A 14,707-nucleotide genomic window follows, 5' to 3' on the forward strand; every position below is an offset into this window, starting at 1 on the left:
GCCACATCCTCATTGGGCTAGCGTCTTCGTCTCGTGCATGTTGCCGGCGGCCTGGGGCGGCATGTAGCGCTCGTCATGCTTGGCAAGAATATTGTCGGCGACGAAGCTGCCGTCCGGCTGGAATCGCCCTTCCGCCACCACGCCCGATTCCTCCTTGAACAGGTCCGGCGTCACTCCGCGGAACGCGACCGGGACCACCGCCTGGCCGTCGGTCACCGCGAACCGGATCGAAACGCCGTCGGCCGCACGCCGGATCGAACCCTTCTCGACCATGCCGCCCAGGCGGACATGCCGGTCGAGCGGCAGCGGCTTTCCCTTCACGTCGCCCGGCGCATAGAAGAACGCCGCCTGGTCGCGGAGCGCAGACATGGCGAGCGCCGACGCGCCGAGGATCGCGCCCAGCGCGAGCAGCACGAGCACCAGCCGCTGATGCTTGGGCTTCATTCGCGGCCGCCCCGCAGCGCCGCGGCCGCCGCCTCGGCGCGGCGCATCGCGGCATAGCTGAACGCCGCCAGCCCGCCGGTGCCGAGCAGCACCAGCAGATAGGCGGCAGTGATGAAGGGCCAATGGTTCATGCCGCCGCCATCCGCCGCAGCCGCGCCTCGACCTTCTGCGCCGCCAGGATAGCCCGCATCCGCATCAGCACCACCCCGGCGAAGACCAGGGTGAAGCCGCCCAGCGTGAAGAAGAGCGGCCAGAGGAGCGAGGGGTGGATCTTGCCCGCCAGCACGCTTTCGCCCTGGTGGAGCGTGTTCCACCAGATCACCGAATAATGGACGATGGGGAGCAGCGCGCTGCCCGCCACGCCGAACAGCGCCGGCACCCGCCCGTCGCCCGATCGCTCGGCGTCGGCGCGATCCAGCGCGATCCAGGCAATGTAGACGAAGAAGAGCAGCAGCATGCTCGTCAGCCGCCCGTCCCACTCCCACCAGGTGCCCCAGGTCGGACGCCCCCAGATCGAGCCGGTGAGCAGGCAGAGCGCCGCGAAAGTGGCCCCCGCCGGGGCGATCGCCCGCGCTGCGACGCTCGCCAGCGGATGCCGCCAGACGAGATAGCTCAGGCACGCGATCGCCAGCCCGCTCCACCCGCCCATGCCCAGCCAGGCGCTGGGCACATGGATGTAGAGGATGCGCGCGCTTTCCTTCTGCACCGCGTCGGGTGGCGTAAGCGTGAGCCCGGCCCAGCAGCCGAACGCCACCAGCGCCACGCCGAGCCAGAACAGGATCGGCGTCAGCGGCCGCGCAATCTTGAGGAAGCGCGCGGGATTGGCAAAGGCATGCAAGACGGGCACGCGCGATGACTAGCGAGGTTCCGGGCGGGAATCCATGGCCTCGCGATATCCAGCGACAGGATCCCGCCGGCCGCGCGAGGGGTCGCAAATACCGCACCTGGAGCGGGATGGGATCGACCTAGTGCACCGCGCCCAGATGCCCCAGCTTGTCCGGGTTGCGCATCACATAGATGCCCGTGATCCGGCCGTCCTCGATCGCCAGCGCCGTCGTCTGGAGCACGCCGCCCGGCTCGATCGTGACGAAACCCGGCAGGCCGTTGATCCTGCCGTAGCGCACCACGCGCGACATCTCCTTGGCGAAGAAGCGTGCGAGCGAGCTGTGGAGCTTGATCATGTCCTCGATGCCATGGATCGGCTTCAGGCCCGCCGGCACCTTGCCGCCGCCATCCGACCAGAGCGACACATCGGCCGCCAGCAGGCCGCGCAGCGCCCCCATGTCGCCGCTGCGCGACGCGGCGAAGAAGGCGGCGGCGATCTCCAGCCCCTTCTCCTTCGGCAGATCGTAGCGCGGCCGGGCGGCGCGGACATGGGTGCGCGCCCGGCTGGCGAGCTGGCGCGCGGCGGCGGGATCCCGGCCGATCGTCTCGCCCACCTCGTCGAAATTCACGCCGAACACGTCGTGGAGCAGGAAGGCCGCGCGCTCCAGCGGCGAGAGGCGCTCCAGCGCCATCAGCAGCGGCAGCGTCACATCCTCCACTTCCTCCTCCGCCTCGACGACGGGTTCGGGCAGCCAGGGGCCGACATAGGTTTCACGCCGGGCACGGGCGGACTTGAGCTGATCGAGGCACAGGCGCGTCACCACGCGGCGCAGGAACGCCTCGGGCTCGCGGATCTCGTCGCGATCGGTGGCGAGCCAGCGCAGGAACGCATCCTGCACCACGTCTTCCGCGTCCGCGACCGAGCCGAGCATGCGATAGGCGATGCGCGCCAGCCGCGGACGCAGCGGATCGAAGCTCGCCGCTGCGTCCGCGCCGCTCACGCCGCCACCACCGCGGGCTTGCCCTCGTAGAAGAGGTTGAAGGCCACCGCGAGCCGGTTCCAGCCGTTGATCGCGTTGATCATCAAGGTCAACTGCACCTGCTCCTCCTCGTTGAATTCGAAGGCGAGCTCCCGATAGAGATCCTCGGGCGCCCGCGCCGTGGATACCAGCGTGAGCGCATCGGTCCATGCCAGCGCGGCGCGCTCGCGCGGCGTATAGCATGGCGCCTCATGCCAGGCGCTGAGCAGATAGATGCGCTGCTCGGTCTCGCCGGCCTTGCGCGCATCGGCAACGTGCATGTTGAGGCAATTGGCGCAGCCATTGATCTGAGAGGCCCGGATCTTCACCAGTTCGAGCAGGCCATGCTCGAGCTTGGGCGCGATCTTGAGCGACATCTCGTACCACGCCTTCATCTCGGCGGGGGCGGCGGCGAACAGGTCGAGTCGGGCAGTCATCATGCATCTCCTTGGTTGGACGCATGCATGACGAGACGGGCACTCCGGATGTGACATGCCCATGCTATTTTTCTGGCCCCGGGGGAAAATCATCCCGGCCGGACCGCGATCCGGGGGTTCGCCGAGGCGGCGGCTGGACCCGGATCAAAACCCGGCCCGGACCTCGATTTCCTTCGTCGTCCCCGCGCAGGCGAACATCCAGGGCCATGCGCGGAGCGGGCGTGGCACGTCACACCCGCTCCGGAAGGCGTTCGCGCGATGGCATCGCCTTCCCATATCGCCCCGGATCCCCGCCTGCGGGAACGCCGATATTCGCCGTCCGGGTTGTGCCCTTAGCGCCCGATCAGCCGCTGGGCGATGCGATCGGCCACTTCGCTCTGCGGGTCGCCGGTGCGGGCGCTCTCGTCCCACACTTCGACCAGGCGCTCGGGGATCTTCTCCACGCGCGCCATCACTTCGGCCATGTTGCCCTGCCCCAGATATTCGAGGCCGACATTGATGATGCCGCCCGCGTTGATCACATAATCGGGGGCATAGAGGATGCCGCGATCATGCAGCCGCTGGCCGTCCGCCCGCGTGGCGAGCTGGTTGTTCGCGCCGCCGGCCACCACGGTGGTCTTCAACGCCGCGATCGACTGTTCGGTGAAGATCGCGCCGAGCGCGTTGGGGCTGAGGATGTCGGTCTCGATACCGAGAATGTCCGCCGCGTCGATCGCCGTGCCGCCGAGTTCCGCCGCAAGCGCCTTGGCACGCTCGGCATTGACGTCGGCGAGGGTCAGCTTCGCTCCTTCCTTGGCGAGCAGCCGGGCGACGCCGCCGCCCACCGAGCCGACGCCCTGGATCGCCACGCGCACCCCGGCCATCGAATCGGCGCCGAGGCCGCGCTTCGCCGCCGCCTTCACGCCCAGATAGACGCCGCGCGCAGTGATCGGACCGGGATCGCCGCCTGCCCCGCCTTCCGCAACGGGCAGGCCGGAGACGTGGCGGGTCTGAGTCGCGACGACCTTCATCCGCGCCTCGGACATGCCGACATCCTCGGCAGTGACATAGCGGCCGCCCAGCGATTCGACCGCGCGACCGAACGCCTCGAGCTGCGCCGTGGTTACGGTCGCGCCCGGCTGGCTCGCCAGGATCACGCCCTTGCCGCCGCCGAGCGGCAGATTCGCCATCGCATTTTTGTAGCTCATGCCGCGCGACAGGCGCAGCGCGTCGGTGATCGCGGCGCGGGTGTCGGCATAATGCCAGAAACGCACCCCGCCGGCCGCGGGGCCAAGCTTGGTCGAGTGGACCGCAATGATTGCGCTCAGCCCCGACTCGCGGTCGCTGAACAGGTGGACGCCCTCATGGTCGTCGAAATCGGGGAAGCCCCAGTCGGTGATCACGCGCTACATTCCTGCGGAGAGTGCCGCACGTCTATGTGCCGCGCGCGGTCACGAGGGGAAGAAATGGGGCGGATGACGGGACTTGAACCCGCGACCCTCGGTACCACAAACCGATGCTCTAACCAACTGAGCTACAACCGCCGTGAAGAAGGCGCGCTTAGCGGGGGCCGATGCGAAGCGCAAGATAATTGCGGGCAATTATCCGCGTGAAATTCGCACGGCCTCTTCCGGCGTGGTCAGCCCCTCGCGCACCAGCGCCCGCGCCGCCGATCCGAGGTTGGGCGCGCGCAGGAAGGCATGCCGCGCGAGAATGGCTTCGTCTCCGCCGTCGTTGATCAGCCGACGGATCGCGCCATCCGCGACGATGGCCTCGAACACGCCGGTCTCGCCCGCGAAGCCCGTACCCTCGCAGCTCTCGCAACCCACCGGCGCATAGACGATCGCGCCCGAATCGAAACCGAGCAGCGCCGAAACCGATCCCTGGGCCTGCACCGGGCGGCGGCAATCCGGGCAAAGCCGCTGCACCAGGCGCTGGGCGAGCACCGCGGCGACGGTGGAAGCGAGCCGGAACGGCTCGACGCGCCAGTCGCGCATCCGCCGGATCGCCGAAACGGCATCGGGCGCATCGATCGCAGCGAGGACGAGATGCCCGGCCTCCGCCGCTTCGGCCGCCGCGGCGGCGGCTTCGCGCCCGTCGAGGCCGTCGAGCGCGATCACATCCGGATCCTGCTCCAGCGCGGCGCGGATCGCGGCGGCGCCGGCGCACCCCTCGATGCGCGTCGCGCCTTCGACGGGCAAGGTGCCGATCGTCGCGATGTGGCGAGTCGAGCCCGAGAAATGCTTGAGCAACGTCGCGATCGTGGTGCTGCGGCCCGACCCCGCCGGCCCCGCGACGAGCACCAGGCCGCCCCGGCGCAGTGCCGGCAGCAGCGTGTCGACGAGTGCGCGGCTCATCCCGATCGCCTCGAACGCCCGCTCGCGCCGCTCGCCGCCGTCCAGCCGCAGCACGAAGCGTTCCGCTTCGCCCTGCGCCAGCACCGACACCTCCGCAAGGCTGCGGAGCGCGGCGGCGAGCGTGCGATCGGCGTGATGGCGGCGCGGCTCGGTGAGTTGGCCGGCAACGCGCATGCGCACCGTGGCGCCGGCGGGACCGATCTCGAGATGGATGTGCGAGGCGCGGCGGCGGCGCCCCTCGGCGATCAGCGCTTCCGCCGGAGATTCGGCATGGGGGGCCGGAAAGACCGGCGGCTGGGGCGTATCCGCCACCGGCACCGGCGCTTCGGTTTCCATGTCCATAGGGTCCCCACTGCGAAGCGTCATGCGCTAGGCATATCATGTGACATGACGCTTGCGCTTTTATGACGATTTCGCGTCATACCGGCGCCAGGGCATGATACTGGCGCCGCGGCTTGATACTGGCGCCGCGGCATGGCTTTTGGCAGAAAGCCGCGATGCAAGATGCCGCCTCCCCGCTCCTCAATCTCGGCGCCGGCCACCCGTCCGAGCCGGTCGTCGAACATATCATGCGCTGGCCCGGCGTGCAGCGCGTGCCGCATCCCAAGATCGCGATGTTCATCGCCAAGAACTTCCTCGAACCCGAGCTCTGCCAGCTTCTCATGATCAAGATCGATGCGGAGCGGCGCCCTTCGACCATTGCCGACGCGAACGACGACTATGCCTTCCGCACCAGCGAGACCTGCGACTTCAATTCGAACGATCCGGTGGTGATGGAGCTGAAACGGCGCATGACGGCGTTCACCGGGCTCGATCCCACCCATGGCGAGCCGATGCAGGGCCAGCGCTACGACATCGGTCAGGAGTTCAAGGCGCACACCGACTATTTCGAGCCGCAGGGCCGCGATTTCGAGAAATATTGCGCGGTCGCCGGGCAGCGGACCTGGACGGTGATGCTCTATCTCAACGAAGTCGAAGCCGGCGGCGCAACGCGGTTCAAGGCAATCGACAAGATCATCCAGCCCGAGATCGGCAAGGTGATCGCCTGGAACAATCTGCGTCCGGACGGCACGCCCAACCCTTCCACTCTCCACCATGCGATGAAGGTGCGCGCGGGCCTGAAATATGTCGTCACCCAATGGTATCGCGAGCGCCCCTGGGGCTGGTGAGCCGCACGGCGCCGCGCTTCGAAGGGAGTCGAGAGACGCGGAGTGAAGAACGGCCGGCGGGGCTCGCACCCCGCCGGCCGCTTCGTTTCCGGATTTCGGATCAGAAGGTCGTGCTGACGCCGAGCGTGAAGACCCGGCCCAGATTGTAGCGATTCACCAGCACGACATTGCCGTTCGGGAACGTCTGCCGCTCGTCGAAGCGGGTGCGGGTAAGGTTGCGCCCCTCCAGCTTGAGCTCGAACTTGCCGCCGGCCAGTTCGAAGCCCTGACGCGCGACGATGTCTAGCCGGATGCCCGGACGCTCGATGATGTCGGGCTGGAACCCGTTGCCCGACAGGTTCGACGGGCCGCGATTGGTCACGCGGTCGCTCGCATAGTTGAACAGGAACGTAAGCTGCGACAGGCTCTGCGTGTCCTCGATGCCGAGCTGCAGGTTGACCAGATGGTCCGACTGGCCGGTGAGCGGCGCCCCGTCGCGGAACTGCAGGCTGGCCGGGCCAAAGCCGGTGGGGCAACCCGCCAGCGTCTGGTTCAGCACGTTGGGCGCGCAGCTGCTGTCGGCGGTGATCGACGAATGGGTATAGGTGTAGTTCGCGATCACCAGCGCGCGGCGGGTGCTGAAGAAGCCCCCCAGCGTATCGAGCGGGAAATATTTCTGCACCTCGACTTCGCCGCCATAGAGCTTCGCCTTGGGCAGGTTGGTGAAGCCGGTCTGCAAGCGATCGTCGGCGCCGGTGTAGAAACCCACCTGCTCGATCGGATTCGAGATCCGCTTGTAGAAGCCCGCCAGCGTGAAGCGCTGGTCGCGCGCGAAGAACCACTCGAAGCGCGTCTCGAAATTATAGAGTTCCGAGTCGCGCAGCAGCGGGTTGCCGAAGAAGAGGCGATCCGAGTCCGGATCGCGGAACTGCTGCGGCGCCAGTTCGCGGAACTGCGGGCGCGAGATGGTCTTCGAGAAGCTGTTGCGCAGCTGCATGTTCTCCGCGAAGTTCCAGGTGACCGTGATCGCCGGCAGGAAATAGTCGTTGTTCAGGCGCTTGCCGATCGTGCCGACCGGCGTGACGCTCTGCTCGGCCTTCTCGTAGCGGACGCCCGCCACTGCGCGCAGCCCGTCCAGCGCCTCGGTCTCGGCCTGGAAATAGCCCGCGTTGATGCGCAGCTTCGCATCATAGGCATAGGCGCCGAGCGGCGTGTTGAACTGCATCTCGATGGTGCAGGCGCCGCGGCCTACCTGCGGGCAGGCGTTGTTCACCACATCGGGGCTGAGCAGATAGTCCGGACGCAGCAGATTGTACGGATAGCCCGGCGCGGTGCCGCCACCGGCGCTGGTCTGGTAGTTGAACTGCAGGCGCCGCGAGAAGCGACTGGTATCCGAATAGAAATAACCCGCCGACAGGGTGAGCGGGATCGGATCGAGCTTGTAGACCAGGTCCGCCTGGCCGGTCCAAAGATCCTCGTTCAGATCCGAGAAGATGATCGAAGCGAAGGGCGAGAAGCGCTGCGTGACCTGGTACACGCCATCGCACTGGAAGCCGCCGATGCCATTGCCGCCGTCATATTTGGCCGGAGCCCCGGTCGTGGTCGTCGGCGAGCAGAGATAGTCGAACTGGCGCTCATAGGGCGCGTTCCGCTTCGAATTGGCATAGGCGCCGCGCAGATCGAGCCTGAGCGCGGGCGAGAAGCGAAGCTCGCCCACCAGCTGGCTCTCGAACAGCTGGCGTTCGAACCAGTTGGTGTTCTGCTGGAATCGCAGCCCGCTGGCATTGTTGTAGATCGTCGCCGCCGAGCCGCGGCCCTGCTTCAGCACGTCGCGGATATAGACGTTGGTCCAGCGGATCGTGCTGTCGCCGAACGAATAGCCGAGCCCGAGCAGCGCGTTGCCGATGATGCGATTGTCGGTGATCAACGTGTGGAAGTCGTTCCGGATCGCGCCATTCTCGGTCACGCTGTCCTGCTGGCGGATCGAACGGGTCCGGAAGGTATTGCTGTAGCCGACCGAGGTGATCACGCCGAGCCGGTCCGACCCCAGATCGAACGCCATGCCCGTGCTGATCTCCCCCGACCAATTGGCCGGAAGATGATCGTTGCGCTGGAGCAGCGTGGTCGAGGCATTGGAAAGCTGGAGCACCTGCCCGGCGGGGATCAGGCCCGAGCCGGCCGGGGCGTTGCGGATGAAATCGGGCACGCTGCGCGTGCCCTTGTCGAAGCCCAGCCAGTCGGTCTTGCTGCCGAAATAGGTATAGCCGAGTTCGCTCGTCGTCGCCGTGTCGGCCGAGATCGACCCGCCGATCGTCACGAAGTCCTTGTCGGGAATCGCCTTGGTGGTGAGGTTGATGACGCCGCCGCCGAATTCGCCCGGATAGTTGACCGAATAGGTCTTCTGGACGAGCGCGGACCCGACGATCGAGGTCGGGAAGATGTCGAGCGGCACCGAGCGGCGCAGCGGCTCGGGGCTCGGCAGGGCCGAACCGTTGAGCAGCGACGAGGAATAGCGATCGCCGAGGCCGCGGACATAGACGAAGCCGCCGCCCACGACGCTGAGGCCGGTGACGCGAGTCAGCGCGCCGGCGATATCGCCCTCGCCCGTGCGCGCGATGTCCTCGCTCGACAGCACCGACACCACTTGCGGGGTGGCGCGCACGACGTTCGGGATATGGCGCCCGACCACGACGATGTCGGTCACGTCCATGTCCACGCCCGGCGCGGAGACCTCGGGGGTCTTCTGCTCCGCCTGCGCATCGGTGGTGGACGGCGCGGGCGCCGTTTGCCCCGTCGTCTGGGCGAGCGCGGCCGGAGAGACGAGTTGAGACGTCAGGAGAAGAAGCGTGGCGTAAGCAAGGCGTCGCTGCATGGCCGTGTCACCCAGTAGAATTTATGAGCAATGTCGGGGCAGCGGATTTCGCCGCCCCGACAGTTTCCGCACGAGCTGCAGGGGCCTCAGCGGCCGTTGCAGCTGAAATAGACCGAGTTGAACACCGGCGGGCCCTGATCCTGGAGCGCCGGGTTGGCCGGGCGGATCGTCGAGCGATCGCTGGCGCTGGTCTCGCCCGCGACCATGTTGACGCAGGCCACGTTGGCCGGAGTCTTCACGATGCCGTTGACGAAGTTGAAGTCGGCGCCGCCGCGGATGCGGATGGCAGCCGGCGCCAGCGCGGTCTGGATGAAGGTGAAGTTGGCGTAGCGGCCCCAGGTGCGGGGCAGCAGGTCCTCGGCGCCGTTCGAGTCGATCTCGGTCGAGAAGGAGTCGGCGGTCGCGCCCGACACCTTCTGCGCGGCGATGATGAACTGCATGAAGCCGCGCCAGCCATTGTCGACGTCGAAGCCGTCGTCGTCGGCGCCGGTCACCGCGAAATATTTCAGGTTGGTGGTGCCGCCGAAGATCTCGACGCCGTCATCCGCCGAATTGTGGCTCTGGACATGGTCGATGATCGTGCCCGAGCCGGTGCCGCCCAGGGTCAGGCCCTGGAGCTCGTTGCCGTCGGAAATGGCGATGCCGGTATAGCGGATCTGGACAAAGGACATCTGGCCGCTGCTGTCGGCTTCGTTGGTGCCGCCATAGAAGCGGCCCGTCACGCCCTCGATCGCCTGCTGGCAGGGCGTGCCGCTGCTGCCGCCGGTGCCCGAGGCGCACACCGCGGTGGTCGAGCGGCCGAGCAGGATGATGCCGCCCCACTGGCCCTGGGTCACGTCGCTGACGCCGTTGTTGGCGAGGTTCTGCTGCGAGGTGAAGATGATCGGCTGGGTGACCGTGCCGACGGCCTGGATCTTCGAGCCGCGATTGACGAGCAGCAGGTCGTTGGTCGGCTCGGTCGAGTCGGCCGCGATGACGACGCCGGCCGCGATGGTGAGCGTCACGCCCGCGCCGCCGGTCGCGCCCTGATCGGTGCCGACTTCGGTCTGGCCGCGCAGGCGATAGACCACGCCGGCGATCTTCGGCAGCGTCAGATCGGTGGTGATCGCCTGGGGCAGGCGGCACAGGCGGAAGGTCTGGGTCAGGCCGTCATCGGTGGTGCCGGCCGGGCACACGGCGCTCGAGCCGCCGCTGCCGATCGCGGGAACGGCGGTGCAATTGGCGCTGGTCGCACCGAAATTGGCCGTGGTGGAGTTGCAGGTCCAGCCGTCGAACGCCGTGTCGGTCGGGCCGTTGAGCGCCCCGACATAATTGGTGCTGACGAAGAAGGGGTTGAGCGTAGCCGGGTTGAAGGCCGGCGTCAGCGACGTCGCGCTGACCGGGAAGATGCCGTTCAGCTGGTTGGTGCCGTTGACGTTGTTGTTCGAGCCCGCATTGACGATGTCGAGCTGCTCCTGCGCCGTGACGCTGAGGCCGTTCTGCGTCGTGACCGCCGCGAACTGGGCCGCGGTGATCGGCGCCGTCGGCGTCGGCGTGGGCGTCGCCGGCGGAGTCGGCGTCGGCGTCACGATGACGACGCTGCCGGCGCCCGGGGATGCCACATTGCCCGCGCCGTTACACGCGGAGAGTGCCGCAGAGGCGGCTGTCGTCATGAGAATGAGGCCGAAGCGCTTGAAGCTCGCCATCGCGCAAAAACTCCCGGTCGTATCGTTGCTGATCCGGGCGCGCGGCTATCGAAACGATTGCCCCCTTTGCGCCCGGGCCGGGGTTAGGCCGGGATAATGACACGTACATGAGTCATGAGCGTCTGTTTGATTACAGAAAAACGACAATAATATTACGACGTACCCGGCAATGCCGGCCAGGCGATGCGTCGAGGACCGAACGCTCGCACTTCCGTTTCATGAAGTGCCGATGAAAGCATCATGTCACTCGCCGGGCGCCCGGACAAGATGGCCGCGCTGCATCACCATGGCCACCCGTTCGAGCGCGCCGATGTCCCGGGCGGGATCGCCGGTGACGGCAACCAGATCGGCGATTCGCCCGGGGGCGATGGCGCCGATCTCGTCGCCCAGCCCGAGCAGCGCCGCGTTCCCGGCCGTCGCCGTCCAGAGCGCGTCGAGCGGCTTCATCCCCCATGCAGCCATCAGCGCGATCTCGCGCGCGTTTGCGCCGTGCGCGAACACGCCCGTGTCGCCTCCGACGCACATCCTCACGCCCGATTCGAGCGCGGCGGCATAGCTGGCGCGCTTGGCGCGGACCGGCTCGGGCTCGGGCGCGCCCCCGCTCCAGCCGCCATAACGGGCAATCGCGTCGGTGGCGGCAAGCGTGGGGCAAAAGGCCACATTGCGCGCCTTCATCAGGGCGAACACCGCCGGCGTGGCGTCATTGCCGTGCTCGATCGTGTCGGCCCCGGCCAGGATCGCGCGGCGCATTCCCTCGGGCGTGCTGGCATGCACCGCGACCTTGCGCCCGGCGTCGTGCGCGGCGGCGATGCCGGCCGCGAGTTCGTCGATGCTGAAGGTCGCGCGGCTGGGCTCGCCCGGGCCCCAGCGATAATCGGCGTAGAATTTCACCCAGTCCGCGCCATGCGCAATCTGCCGGCGGACCGCCGCGACTATCCCCTCTCCGCTCGCTTCCTCGGCGCCCTGCGGAACGTCATAGGCATAGCCCTTGGGGCCATAGGCGCCCGTGGCGACCAGCGCCCGACCGGCGATGAACAGGCGCGGGCCGGGCACGATCCCCTGCTGGATCGCCTGTTTGAGGCCGGCATCCGCCTCCCCCGCGCCTTCGGTGCCGAGATCCCGGACCGTGGTGAAGCCTGCCATCAGCGTCGCGCGGGCATGCGCGACGGCCCGGGCGGTGCGGAGCGCCAGCGGCTCCTTCATCACTTGGTCGTTCCAGCTCGTCTCGTCATACGGATGGAGGAAGAGATGGACGTGGAGATCGATCAGGCCGGGCAGCAGCGTCGTGCCGGGCAGCGCCCGCGTCTCGGCCCCGGCAGGCGCGGCGACATCGGGGCCGACCGCCACGATCCTGCCGTCGGCGACAAGGACCTTCCAGCCCTCATGCATCGCGCGATCGGTTGCCGTGAAGACGCGGTCGGGGACGAGCAGCACCGCCGCCTTCTGCGCGAAGGCAGTCCCGGGAACGAGCAGCAGAAGCGCGGCGAGCAGGCGGCAGGGCTTGGTCATGCCACGAGACTGGCAAAGGCGGCAGGCCCACGCCAGCCCTTCCTTCGGCCCTTCCCCGGAGAGGAGGGCCTTCAGTACATTGCCGTCATCGCCACGCCCGCGGTGATCAGGATCACGCCGAGCCCCTGACGCAGGCTCAGCGCCTCGCGAAACAGCCGGTGGCCGGCGGCCGCGGCGATGGGCATCTCGATCACGCCGAGCGCGCGCACCGCGGCGGCCGGCGCCAGATTGAGCGCGAGGAACCAACCCGAGGAGGCAAGCGCGCCGAACAGGCCGGCGCCCAGCGACCCGCGCCAGCCGGCGACCACCGCGACGAGCGCGGCCCGATCGCGCAGCGCGAGATAGGCCCCCAGCCCCGCCGCCTGCACCGCCTGGACGATCGCGACACAGGCCATCGCCGAGAAGAAGGGGTGATGCGGCTCCAGCCGCAGCCCGGCGTGGCGGAACGCGTTGAGCGCGAAACCGAACAACAGGCCCGAGGCGACGCCGAACGCAATGCCGAGCACCGGATGATGCGCGCCCTCGACTCGCTTCGGCCAGACCAGCACCGCGAGCCCCAGCGTCGTCACCGCCACGCCCGACCAGCCGAGCGCGGAAAGATTGTCGCCGAAGACGAGCAGGCCGACGGTGGCGGCAAGCGGGACCGAGCTTTGCTGTAGCGCGGTGCCCACCGCGAAGCCGGCATGGTGCATCGCGAGCAGCAGCGCGGCAGTGGCGATCACCTGCGCCAATGCCCCGGCGAGCGCCGGCCACCAGAACGCCCAGCCGAACTGGGGCGCGACATGCGGCGTGACCGCCACCGCGATCGCGGTGAAAGCGAGCGAGAAGGGCAGGCCGAACAGGAAACGCACGAGCGTCGCGCCCCAGGGGCCGGTGTTCGACATCATGCCGCGCTGAAGCGCGTTGCGGCCCACCTGAAATGCCGCCGCCGCCACCGTCGCCACCGCCCAGAGCACGCGCCTACTCCACCCGATCCCCTCGATTCGCGCCGCCTTACCCGCTTCCCGCACCCTCGCGAACCGCATTCTCGCCACGGCCGGGATGGCGATGGCGATGGCCTGCAAGCGGGGTCAGGTCTTCAGCCATCAATCCAGCCAATCGTTCTTCAAAAGAAATGATGGCTTGCGGGCACGCTGCCCGACGGATCATTTCGCCGGGCATCGAACCAAGGAGCCCAGGATGAAGCCGATCCATCTCGCCGCGCTCGCCCTGCTCGCCGCCGCGCCCGCGCCGCCGCAGCAGCAGAATCCCGCCGCCGCCGCCACGGTCGCCACTGCCCAAGGCAAGCGCCTGCCCCGCCCGGCCCGCTCGCTTCGTGCCGCCTCGCCCTCTCCCGTCGTCCTCGCAAGGGCCGGGATGGCAATGATCGGGAAATGGCTCCGAGCCTTCATCCATTAATCCAGCTAATGGCTCTTCCGAGAAATGGTGGTTTGCGCGCGCGGTGCCCGGCGGATCATTTCGCCGGGCATCAAACCAAGGAGCCCAGGATGAAGCCGATCCACCTCGCCGCGCTCGCCCTGCTCGCCGCCGCGCCCGCGCCGCAGCAGCAGGACGATCCCCTCACGCGCCCGATCGAACCCCAGGCCGCCGCCAAGTGGATCGGTCCGCAAGCGCCGATCCGGGTTCATGGCAACAGCTATCTGGTCGGCTTCCAGGGGATGAATGTCGGCCTGATCGACACCGGCAAGGGGCTGATCCTGATCGACGGCGCGGTGCCGCAATCGGTCCGTGCGATCGAGGCGAACCTGAAGACGCTCGGCTATCGTATCGAGGACGTGAAGCTGATCCTCAGCACCGAGCCGCATTTCGATCATGCCGGCGGGCTGGCCGCCCTGGCGCGCGACAGCGGCGCCACGATATTGGCGAGCGCCTGGGCCGCGGCATCGCTCAAGCGCGGCATGAGCAGCGCGGACGATCCGCAAGCGGCGTGGCTGGTGCCCTTCCCCGCCGTCTCCCGGATACGGGTGGTGAAGGATGGCGAGGCGATCCGGCTGGGCAACGTCACCGTCACCGCGCGCGCCACGCCGGGCCACACGCCGGGAAGCATGAGCTGGACCTGGCGAAGCTGCGAGGGCCGCGCGTGCAGGACGATGGTCTTCGCCGCAAGCCTCAACCCAGTCGCCGCCGACGGCTATCGCTTCACCCGCCATCCCGAAGTGGTCGCGAGCTTCCGCGCCTCTCAGGCCAGGTTCCGCGCCATGCCCTGCGACATCATGTTCAGCGCGCATCCCGACAATTCGGGCGGCGTCGAGAAATATGCGCGCTTCGCCAAGGGCGCGCGGCCGAACCCCTATATCGATCCCGGCGCCTGTCGCGCCTATGCCGCCCGATCGGAGACGGCGCTCGCCAAGCGGCTGGCCGACGAGAAGGCAGGGAAGGCACGCTAGCCGCCCGGTGCGCATGAAGGGGCCCGCCGGTCAGGTGACCAGCGG

At 68.2% G+C, this 14,707-nt stretch carries 14 protein-coding genes and 1 tRNA gene; 3 read left to right on the forward strand and 12 right to left on the reverse strand.

Annotated elements, in window-relative coordinates:
- Positions 1–9: 9 nt before the first annotated feature.
- The 8 genes from ccmE to BGP17_RS17815 form a co-directional block, all read right to left on the reverse strand.
- The gene (gene ccmE, locus BGP17_RS17780; protein ID WP_286712950.1) at positions 10–444 is read right to left on the reverse strand and encodes a cytochrome c maturation protein CcmE; all 435 of its coding nucleotides are present in this window, start codon (positions 442–444) and stop codon (positions 10–12) included.
- Positions 441–575 (reverse strand): hypothetical protein, encoded by a 135-nt coding sequence (locus BGP17_RS17785; RefSeq protein WP_279589386.1) that lies wholly within the window; start codon positions 573–575, stop codon positions 441–443. The genes ccmE and BGP17_RS17785 overlap by 4 nt, the downstream gene beginning before the upstream one ends.
- Positions 572–1,291 carry a heme ABC transporter permease CcmC gene (gene ccmC / locus BGP17_RS17790; RefSeq protein WP_167298305.1) on the reverse strand — a complete coding sequence of 240 codons (720 nt, stop codon included), beginning with the start codon at positions 1,289–1,291 and terminating at the stop codon, positions 572–574. Before ccmC ends, BGP17_RS17785 begins: the two co-directional genes overlap by 4 nt.
- A 118-nt stretch (positions 1,292–1,409) precedes the next feature.
- On the reverse strand, positions 1,410–2,270 hold the full coding sequence (locus BGP17_RS17795; protein ID WP_286712951.1) for a sigma-70 family RNA polymerase sigma factor: 861 nt from the start codon (positions 2,268–2,270) through the stop codon (positions 1,410–1,412).
- Positions 2,267–2,725 (reverse strand): carboxymuconolactone decarboxylase family protein, encoded by a 459-nt coding sequence (locus tag BGP17_RS17800; protein ID WP_286712952.1) that lies wholly within the window; start codon positions 2,723–2,725, stop codon positions 2,267–2,269. Before BGP17_RS17800 ends, BGP17_RS17795 begins: the two co-directional genes overlap by 4 nt.
- 332 nt (positions 2,726–3,057) lie before the next feature.
- Positions 3,058–4,107, reverse strand: a complete 1,050-nt coding sequence (locus BGP17_RS17805) for a Leu/Phe/Val dehydrogenase (RefSeq protein WP_167298303.1) — start codon at positions 4,105–4,107, stop codon at positions 3,058–3,060.
- Between the two features lie 64 nt (positions 4,108–4,171).
- Positions 4,172–4,248: transfer RNA gene (locus BGP17_RS17810), tRNA-His, on the reverse strand.
- A gap of 57 nt (positions 4,249–4,305) precedes the next feature.
- Entirely contained in the window at positions 4,306–5,427 is a 1,122-nt protein-coding gene (locus BGP17_RS17815; protein ID WP_286712953.1) for a GspE/PulE family protein, read from the reverse strand.
- Positions 5,428–5,558: 131 nt separating this feature from the next.
- On the opposite strand from BGP17_RS17815, the gene BGP17_RS17820 reads away from it, so the two are divergent.
- A complete protein-coding gene (locus tag BGP17_RS17820; protein WP_286712954.1) occupies positions 5,559–6,230 on the forward strand; it encodes a prolyl hydroxylase family protein in 672 nt (223 codons plus the stop codon).
- Between the two features lie 100 nt (positions 6,231–6,330).
- Here the strand turns inward: BGP17_RS17820 and BGP17_RS17825 are convergent, their stop codons facing one another.
- From BGP17_RS17825 to BGP17_RS17840, 4 genes are all read right to left on the reverse strand, one after another.
- Positions 6,331–9,081, reverse strand: a complete 2,751-nt coding sequence (locus tag BGP17_RS17825; protein ID WP_167298300.1) for a TonB-dependent receptor domain-containing protein — start codon at positions 9,079–9,081, stop codon at positions 6,331–6,333.
- An 86-nt stretch (positions 9,082–9,167) separates the two neighbouring features.
- Positions 9,168–10,766, reverse strand: coding sequence for a beta-helix domain-containing protein (locus BGP17_RS17830; RefSeq protein WP_167298299.1), 1,599 nt, complete (start codon positions 10,764–10,766; stop codon positions 9,168–9,170).
- A gap of 243 nt (positions 10,767–11,009) precedes the next feature.
- On the reverse strand, positions 11,010–12,275 hold the full coding sequence (locus BGP17_RS17835) for a metal-dependent hydrolase family protein (RefSeq protein ID WP_286712955.1): 1,266 nt from the start codon (positions 12,273–12,275) through the stop codon (positions 11,010–11,012).
- Between the two features lie 71 nt (positions 12,276–12,346).
- Entirely contained in the window at positions 12,347–13,231 is an 885-nt protein-coding gene (locus tag BGP17_RS17840; RefSeq protein WP_286712956.1) for a DMT family transporter, read from the reverse strand.
- A 223-nt stretch (positions 13,232–13,454) separates the two neighbouring features.
- Between BGP17_RS17840 and BGP17_RS17845 the strand changes: the two genes are divergently transcribed.
- Entirely contained in the window at positions 13,455–13,673 is a 219-nt protein-coding gene (locus BGP17_RS17845; RefSeq protein WP_167298296.1) for a hypothetical protein, read from the forward strand.
- An 89-nt stretch (positions 13,674–13,762) separates the two neighbouring features.
- On the forward strand, positions 13,763–14,662 hold the full coding sequence (bla, locus tag BGP17_RS17850; RefSeq protein WP_286712957.1) for a subclass B3 metallo-beta-lactamase: 900 nt from the start codon (positions 13,763–13,765) through the stop codon (positions 14,660–14,662).
- The last annotated feature ends 45 nt before the right edge of the window (positions 14,663–14,707 follow it).

This window comes from Sphingomonas sp. 67-41 (genome assembly GCF_001899725.1).
Lineage (GTDB): Bacteria > Pseudomonadota > Alphaproteobacteria > Sphingomonadales > Sphingomonadaceae > Sphingomonas > Sphingomonas leidyi.

Coding starts and splice junctions, on each gene's coding strand:
- ccmE (WP_286712950.1), bottom strand. CDS start 444: ATGAAGCCCAAGCATCAGCGGCTGGTGCTCGTGCTGCTCGCGCTGGGC.
- BGP17_RS17785 (WP_279589386.1), bottom strand. CDS start 575: ATGAACCATTGGCCCTTCATCACTGCCGCCTATCTGCTGGTGCTGCTC.
- BGP17_RS17800 (WP_286712952.1), bottom strand. CDS start 2,725: ATGACTGCCCGACTCGACCTGTTCGCCGCCGCCCCCGCCGAGATGAAG.
- BGP17_RS17815 (WP_286712953.1), bottom strand. CDS start 5,427: ATGACGCTTCGCAGTGGGGACCCTATGGACATGGAAACCGAAGCGCCG.
- BGP17_RS17820 (WP_286712954.1), top strand. CDS start 5,559: ATGCAAGATGCCGCCTCCCCGCTCCTCAATCTCGGCGCCGGCCACCCG.
- BGP17_RS17825 (WP_167298300.1), bottom strand. CDS start 9,081: ATGCAGCGACGCCTTGCTTACGCCACGCTTCTTCTCCTGACGTCTCAA.
- BGP17_RS17830 (WP_167298299.1), bottom strand. CDS start 10,766: ATGGCGAGCTTCAAGCGCTTCGGCCTCATTCTCATGACGACAGCCGCC.
- BGP17_RS17835 (WP_286712955.1), bottom strand. CDS start 12,275: ATGACCAAGCCCTGCCGCCTGCTCGCCGCGCTTCTGCTGCTCGTTCCC.
- BGP17_RS17845 (WP_167298296.1), top strand. CDS start 13,455: ATGAAGCCGATCCATCTCGCCGCGCTCGCCCTGCTCGCCGCCGCGCCC.
- bla (WP_286712957.1), top strand. CDS start 13,763: ATGAAGCCGATCCACCTCGCCGCGCTCGCCCTGCTCGCCGCCGCGCCC.